Origin of the sequence: Micromonospora sp. NPDC048170 (genome assembly GCF_040652795.1) — a bacterium.
Taxonomy (GTDB): Bacteria; Actinomycetota; Actinomycetes; order Mycobacteriales; family Micromonosporaceae; genus Micromonospora.
Genome location: NZ_JBEZMR010000014.1, coordinates 100272 through 107715, shown reverse-complemented (window position 1 = coordinate 107715; position 7444 = coordinate 100272). Strand labels below are relative to the sequence as shown.

The window sequence follows — 7444 nt, the reverse complement described above, 5'->3', positions numbered from 1 at the left end:
GCGATGGATCACCCCCGCGTGCGCGGGGAGCAGTTCCGCCATTCCTCCACCACCGGCCGCACAGGAGGATCACCCCCGCGTGCGCGGGGAGCAGGGCAAGTGCGGCTGCCAGCGCGGCCTGGGCAGCGGATCACCCCCGCGTGCGCGGGGAGCAGCGGGTTTGCCGTAAGAATTTCGCTCGCCGCGATGGATCACCCCCGCGTGCGCGGGGAGCAGTTCCGCCATTCCTCCACCACCGGCCGCACAGGAGGATCACCCCCGCGTGCGCGGGGAGCAGGCAGCCTTCGCCGTGTCCCGCCGCGGGGACCCCGGATCACCCCCGCGTGCGCGGGGAGCAGATGCCGGCACGTCGAGCGTGGGCGGCTTGCGCGGATCACCCCCGCGTGCGCGGGGAGCAGCGACCCGTCCGGCGCAGCTCCCACGGGCACACCGGATCACCCCCGCGTGCGCGGGGAGCAGGCGACGGGTAGTGCCGGCGACAGTGCGCAGCAGGGATCACCCCCGCGTGCGCGGGGAGCAGATCTCCACCAGGGTGCGGAACAGGTCCCCCAGGGGATCACCCCCGCGTGCGCGGGGAGCAGATCTCGGCCTGCGCCCCCAGCTCCGCGAACAGCGGATCACCCCCGCGTGCGCGGGGAGCAGGGCATGAGGCCACCGGGCAAGCCGGCCGTGTCCGGATCACCCCCGCGTGCGCGGGGAGCAGCCGGACTTGAGATAGCGCGGGCGGGGCTGCGACGGATCACCCCCGCGTGCGCGGGGAGCAGTGATCTGCTCGGCGAGCGCGCGGATCCGGTTGGGGATCACCCCCGCGTGCGCGGGGAGCAGATTCCGGCGTACGGCTTCCTGCGCGGCGTCTGGGGATCACCCCCGCGTGCGCGGGGAGCAGGTGCTGCCCTCCCACGGGTGCAAGGTGTTCCGGGGATCACCCCCGCGTGCGCGGGGAGCAGACGTAGCTACTGCCCTACTGACTCTGAGCCCGGGGATCACCCCCGCGTGCGCGGGGAGCAGTTACGGAACGTGGAAGATCCACAAGGGTTTGGGGGATCACCCCCGCGTGCGCGGGGAGCAGAGGTCCGCCTCGGCGATGCGTCGGTTCAGCTTGGGATCACCCCCGCGTGCGCGGGGAGCAGGCACAGCGCGGCCAGGTTGCCGGCGGTCAGGGCGGATCACCCCCGCGTGCGCGGGGAGCAGCACCACCGAACAGAGCGCCGGCCAAGTTTAGAAGGATCACCCCCGCGTGCGCGGGGAGCAGTCCGAAACGCTCAGCTTGACACCGGCGAGGTACGGATCACCCCCGCGTGCGCGGGGAGCAGAATCTGGGCGATCTCGGCGGTCTCCGGGGTGTCGGATCACCCCCGCGTGCGCGGGGAGCAGAGAAACTCAGGGTCCGGCGGAACGTCCTGGCCCGGATCACCCCCGCGTGCGCGGGGAGCAGGTGGCCGCCAAGCAGGGGGCGACCCGCGACGCCGGATCACCCCCGCGTGCGCGGGGAGCAGCGACAAGGAACCGCAGCCGCGATACCCGTTCACGGATCACCCCCGCGTGCGCGGGGAGCAGTGCGCCGGGTCGTATCCGCCGATGGCGAGTCGCGGATCACCCCCGCGTGCGCGGGGAGCAGTGGCCACGCTCCGGAATCACGGTCTGCCAGTGCGGATCACCCCCGCGTGCGCGGGGAGCAGCAGACCCGGCTTCGGCTGCTCGGTACTCACCGCGGATCACCCCCGCGTGCGCGGGGAGCAGTGCTGTTCGATACCGGTGCCCCACGAGGTGGACGGATCACCCCCGCGTGCGCGGGGAGCAGTCGTGGTCGTACACGCGAACGATGGTGAGGTCCGGATCACCCCCGCGTGCGCGGGGAGCAGTTCTGCCTGTTGTCGTGACGGGCGTCGGAATCGGGATCACCCCCGCGTGCGCGGGGAGCAGGACGTCAATCGGGAATGGCGTAGACCCGCGTCAGGATCACCCCCGCGTGCGCGGGGAGCAGGTCTCCGGCGTCGGCTCCGGCTCCGTCTCCGACGGATCACCCCCGCGTGCGCGGGGAGCAGTCCCGCAGCCCGTCGACGATCCGCGCGACCTCCGGATCACCCCCGCGTGCGCGGGGAGCAGGGCCAGGAAACGGGCCGTGAGGGTCTGGGACAGGGATCACCCCCGCGTGCGCGGGGAGCAGGGGCGCAAGTCGGGCAGCCGGCGGAAGGCTCGAGGATCACCCCCGCGTGCGCGGGGAGCAGAATATTGCCGCCGGTGTGGCGATTATCGAATCGGGATCACCCCCGCGTGCGCGGGGAGCAGTCACTAACCCATCAGTCGACGCTACCGTGTGGAGGATCACCCCCGCGTGCGCGGGGAGCAGCGTCGCGCACTCCGCTCAAGTTGCGTCACTGTGGGATCACCCCCGCGTGCGCGGGGAGCAGTCGGCCAGGTTTTACGGTTCTTACCGTGCGACGGGATCACCCCCGCGTGCGCGGGGAGCAGCTGACGAATGACGTTGCAATTGCTGGCAGCGTCGGATCACCCCCGCGTGCGCGGGGAGCAGCTCTTTCATCGTGACCGAGGTGGCAACATATCGGGATCACCCCCGCGTGCGCGGGGAGCAGCTAGACGCTCCACCGGTACGACCAAAAATGGCCGGATCACCCCCGCGTGCGCGGGGAGCAGACTTGCTGACCTGCGGCGCTAAAGATCAACAGGGCGGTTTTCCTTCACTAGCTCCTGCATGATCATCTTTCCTGAGCTAGGCGACAAGTGCTGCGTGCAGTTTAGAGGAGTGAGTGATCAGAGGAATGCGGAAGTGTGTCGATTTCCGTGTTTGGGCCTGTTGTGTGGTCGAGGTTGTTAGATGGTGATCGGTCGCCGTAGGCGAGGATCAGGACGTTGAGTGCCGTGGCCCAACCGTAGCCAATCAGACTCCAGGCCAGGACGATTATCCCGCTGCGTCGTCGCGAGGCTGGCGCGGACCGCGACCTCCCCGACTGCGCGGGCGTCGGGACGCCGATGCGTTTCCGTGAACGCGGCGTTCATGTCCGCCAGCGTCAGGTGAGGCCGCGTCGCGAGGCAGGCGCCCGCGATCCAGACCGTCAGCGGCAGCCGGTCGCACCGTTCGACGACCGCTCGGGCGAGCACCATGTCGACGCCGGGCCGCTCCACATCGATCATGTCTGCCAGAAGCTCGACGGCGTGCTCCGGGCGCAGGGCAGTGAACGGGTGACGGGTCGCGTCGAGGTCGGCGAGGCTGGTCCGGCTGGTGACGACGGCCCCACACCCGTCTCCGGTCGGGGCGAGATCACGGACCTGCCACGCCCCGGCGGTGTCGTCGAGCACGACCAGGATGTTCCGGCGCGCGGTGAGGGTGCGGAACATGTGCAGGCGTTCGTTCTGGTCGGCGGGAACAGACCCGCCGGCGACCCCGAGCGCCCGCAGGAAGCCGGCCAGCACCGCCGGCGTGTCGACCGGGTGGTCGTCGGTGCCCCGAATGTGCGCGTAGAGCTGGCCGTCGCCGTACTTGTCCTTGACCGCGCGCGCGAAGTGAACCGCGAAGGCCGTCTTGCCACGCCGGCAGGTCCAGTAATCGCAAGGACGCGCAGCCCAGGCCGGGCGGTGGTCAGCGTAGCGGCGGCGGCCTCAGTGTCAGCGTCGCGTCCGACGATGCGGTGCGGCCTCGGCGGCAGCAGGCAGGGCGGTGTTGGGCTGATGCCGGCCGGACGGACGACCGTGCCTACCTCGGCGGGGGTGACGCGGCCGGCGTGCCGCTCCGCCGCCTGGCGGACCTGGATCCATGAAGCGATCTCGTCGTCGGAGCCACCACAGGCCCGCTCGAAGGCCCGGTACGACAGACCGGACCGGGCCTTGAGCCTGCGCAGGTCGTCAACGAAGTCAGCGGCCGTGCCCAAATGGCGCCTCCGTCCGTACGCATCATAAGCATCGGAATCTGCCAATGAAACATGTCGCCGAACCGGCTGTGCAGGCGCCGACCTCGTCCAGGAAGGGGACTTGGGACAAGCGCAGCTTGAGCCCCTGGTCGACAAGTCTGCTCCCCGCGCACGCGGGGGTGAGCAGGCGGGAAGCGCGGGCTCAGGACTGCTCGCTGAAGCCGGAGGTACCTCATCCCAGCGGAGTAACGTACCTCAAGGTCCAGCGAGAAAAGCACCCTGGGTAGATGGGCGGCGGCCAGCGCTGCTCTCAGTTAATTTGCGAGCCACAGCACCCTGGCGCCGGTATGGTCTTGGGCGCGCGTCATGGGAGCCTTCACAGGTGCCGGGAAGCGAACTGCCTCACCAGGCTGAACTCCGGCTCCGCCCGGACGGCGTCCGGTGGGGTTGATTGGGCGAGTGCTCACCGACGTACGAGTGAACGGACCTTTCGAACGGAGCTGGGTCGTTCGTCAGTGCCCCGACAGTGTCACACCCTGTGGTTATCTTTGCCGGCGCCGCCGACTGCCCTGATTGAGGAGACCGTGCCCGAGACAAGCCTTGTCCCCGAGACCAGTCCTGTGCCGGCATCCGCACACTGGAAACGCAACGTCGCGCTCTTTCTGTCCGGCCAGACCGCGTCGCTGTTCGGTTCAATGGTCGTCCAGTACGTGGTCATGTGGTACGTCACGCTGGAGACCAAGTCTGGCCTGGCGATCGCGCTCTACGCCGTCTGCGCGTTCGCCCCCCAGGGTGTCGTGTCGATCTTTGGCGGGGTGCTGGCCGACCGGATGAACCGCAAGACGCTGGCGATCATCGCCGATGCGGGTATCGCGGGGGCGACGCTGGTCCTGGCCCTGTTGATGTTGAACGGCATCACGGACCTGTGGGTGATCCTGCTGGCGGTCGCGGTCCGCTCGTTCGGGGCCGGGGTGCAGACACCGACGGTGCAGGCGATCATCCCGCAGATCGTGCCGGCCGACCAGCTGATGCGGGTCAACGGCATGTTCCAGACCATCAGTTCCGCGATGGCCCTGCTGGCTCCGGCGGTGGCTGCCGCCATCTACGCCGGTTTCGGAGTGGTGCCGGTCTTCTTCCTGGACGTGATCACCGCCGTGATCGGCATCGGGCTGCTGGCCCTGGTCGCGGTGCCCACCCTGGATCGGGCGACCCAGGCTACGACGACCTATCGACAGGACCTGGTCGAGGGCATGCGGTACATCTGGACCCACCGGATCGTCCGCTGGCTGCTGCTGGTCTTCGCGATCATCTTCATGCTCACCGTCGCGCCGTCGTTCGTCACGCCGCTGATGGTGGCCCGTACCTTCGGTAGCGAGAAGTGGATGCTGGCCGTACTGGAGATCGCGTTCAGCGTAGGAATGGTGCTCGGTGGAGCGTTGATCTCCACCTGGCTGGCCAAGCGCAGCCGGATCGGACTGATCCTGATCTCCACCTTCGGCTTCGCGATCCTCACCGTGGCGATGGGCCTCAGCACCAACCTGTGGGTCTTCTACGGCTTCATGTTCTTGTTCGGGCTCGCGGTTCCCCTGTTCTCCACCCCGTTCATGACCTTGATCCAGGAGACGGTGGAGCCGGAGAAGCACGGCCGGGTGTTCAGCTACGTCGGCATCGTGATGGCCCTGGCCACCCCGATCGGCATGGTGGTGTTCGGCCCGCTGGCCGACGTGATCAGCGTCCAGACCCTGCTGATCGTGGCTGGCCTGGCCACCATCGCCGTGATGATCGTGGCGATCATGGTGCCGTCCGGACAGGCCGCGATCGCCGCCGCCCGAGCCACACCGTCTCCGGCAGCCGAGGGCCCAGCCGCTGAGGAGTCGCTGGCCGCCAAGGCGGGAACCGGAACCCCGCAAAACGCGACGTGAGCGACGCGACTGCGGCCGCTGGGCAGTTGGACATGTCCGGGCGGTGATCGACGGGCCTGGGCGTCAAGAGGGGCTCGCGACGCTCGTCGGGAGTGGCCTGCGCGGACCTCGGCGAGCGCGTCCAAGGGGGCCAGCGCCGCAACACCGGCGACGGAGGCTGCCCCGCCGAGCAGTGCGCGGCGGCCCAGGCCGGACGGTGACGAGCGGGCGGGGTGTCCAATGGGGCCATGAGCGAGATGAGCCTTGGCCCGGGAGTAATCCCAGGCCAAGGCCGTTCGCTACCCCAGGTAAGCGGTCATGTGCGTGGGCTTTCGGAGCGCCGTCGCACCGTGCTATTCGGCGGTGGAACTCTCCGCCGTATCCGGTGCTCCCGTCTTCGCCTCGGTCTCCCGGGCGGCCCCCGTCTCGGCGGTGGGCTCGACCGCCTCAACGGCCTTCGGGTTGACCCAGGAGAACTCGATCTCGACCGAGAACTCGTCCTTGCCCTCCTGCTCGACCTCCAGCTCGCACCGCACCTGGTCAGCGACGGCGATCGTACCCGCAGCGCCGTAGAAAAGGTGCCCGGTGGTCTCCAGTTGGCTCGCCAATTGGCGAAGCCAGGCGGCCAGATCCGCCCGAGACACGGTCCGGGCGTCCTCGTAGATATCCATGCCGTCATGCTTTCATTTCATCAAGGGCGGGCCGAGTGAGGGGCGTCCCGAACGGCCAGCGGCGGTGGAAAAGTGGCCGACCTGTGGCAGAGCCCGGCGGATCGCGGCCAGGTGGGTCAGGCAAGGTCGCGGGTGCCGGGTCGGCGAGCGGCGTCCACCGCGCTCGTGCGTATCCTGCGTTTCCTCCGCCTGGGCAGCAGGCCAGTGCGAGCGCCGAGGGCCGTGACGCCGTCTGACTGTACGCCGGGCACCACCGCACAGACGCCGCTGGCCCGCACCGGGTAGGGGCGCTGGCCAGCGGAATCGCAGGCCCAGGGAAAACGAAGAGGTGTCCGCGGCCGAGACCGGGGACACCTCTTCGGCGGGGACGGATCAGCTCAGCCGGTACGCCGCCGGCATGGTCTGCTTCACGGTGTTGCCCTGGCTGTCCGAGGCGGTGATCCGCAGCGACACCGGGCCGGGCACGTCCTCCTTGCGGGGATTCCGGATCGTGACGCCGAACGTGTTCGTGCCCTTCGCCGACACCGTCGCCGGCTGCCAGGTCTTCCCGCCGTCCACGCTCACCTCGACCTGCATCTTGGTCACCGTCGGCGGGGTGCTCAGCCGCTCCTGGTAGTACCCGGTGATGGTGATGCGGTGGTCGCTGCTGGCCTTGACCGTGTTGTCCAACTCCAGACCGAGGTCGTAGCGCAGGAAGATAAGCGGTTCCGGCCGGCATTCACCCTGGATGCCGATGGCCTCTCCCATGCAGGGCTGGCTCTCCGGGGCGTCACCGGCCGTCGGCCTGGCGGAGGTGTACTCCCACTGCGTCTTCACTCCGTTGGTCTCCGCCTCGAACGTGTACCGGGCCGACTCCGCCGGAATGTCGTAGGTGACAGCCTCGCCGGGGCTGATCGCGCAGCCCAGCCCGAACAGTCCCGCCACGACCAGCGTCGCTACCGCCAGGCCCGAACGGCGCCGGCGGGCCGGCTGCGCCACAGGTAGCGCTGTCGTCTCGGTCACCTCA

4 protein-coding genes and 1 CRISPR repeat array are annotated in these 7444 nt (G+C 69.4%); of the genes, 1 reads left to right on the top strand and 3 read right to left on the bottom strand.

What is annotated here, in order from left to right; all coding sequences use genetic code 11:
- Positions 1–5: 5 nt before the first annotated feature.
- Positions 6–2655: a CRISPR direct-repeat array (repeat unit 28 nt; unit sequence GGATCACCCCCGCGTGCGCGGGGAGCAG).
- A gap of 177 nt (positions 2656–2832) precedes the next feature.
- Entirely contained in the window at positions 2833–3432 is a 600-nt protein-coding gene (locus AB0D32_RS19345; protein WP_357091573.1) for an NB-ARC domain-containing protein, read from the bottom strand.
- A 949-nt stretch (positions 3433–4381) separates the two neighbouring features.
- Between AB0D32_RS19345 and AB0D32_RS19340 the strand changes: the two genes are divergently transcribed.
- Positions 4382–5788 (top strand): MFS transporter, encoded by a 1407-nt coding sequence (locus tag AB0D32_RS19340; RefSeq protein ID WP_357091570.1) that lies wholly within the window; start codon positions 4382–4384, stop codon positions 5786–5788.
- 332 nt (positions 5789–6120) lie between these two features.
- Here the strand turns inward: AB0D32_RS19340 and AB0D32_RS19335 are convergent, their stop codons facing one another.
- On the bottom strand, positions 6121–6438 hold the full coding sequence (locus tag AB0D32_RS19335) for an amphi-Trp domain-containing protein (protein WP_357091568.1): 318 nt from the start codon (positions 6436–6438) through the stop codon (positions 6121–6123).
- 372 nt (positions 6439–6810) lie between these two features.
- Positions 6811–7440 carry a hypothetical protein gene (locus AB0D32_RS19330; protein ID WP_357091565.1) on the bottom strand — a complete coding sequence of 210 codons (630 nt, stop codon included), beginning with the start codon at positions 7438–7440 and terminating at the stop codon, positions 6811–6813.
- Positions 7441–7444: the final 4 nt, after the last annotated feature.

Excerpts from the sequence above, each read along its gene's own strand:
- AB0D32_RS19335 (WP_357091568.1), bottom strand. The coding sequence starts at position 6,438 with ATGGATATCTACGAGGACGCCCGGACCGTGTCTCGGGCGGATCTGGCC.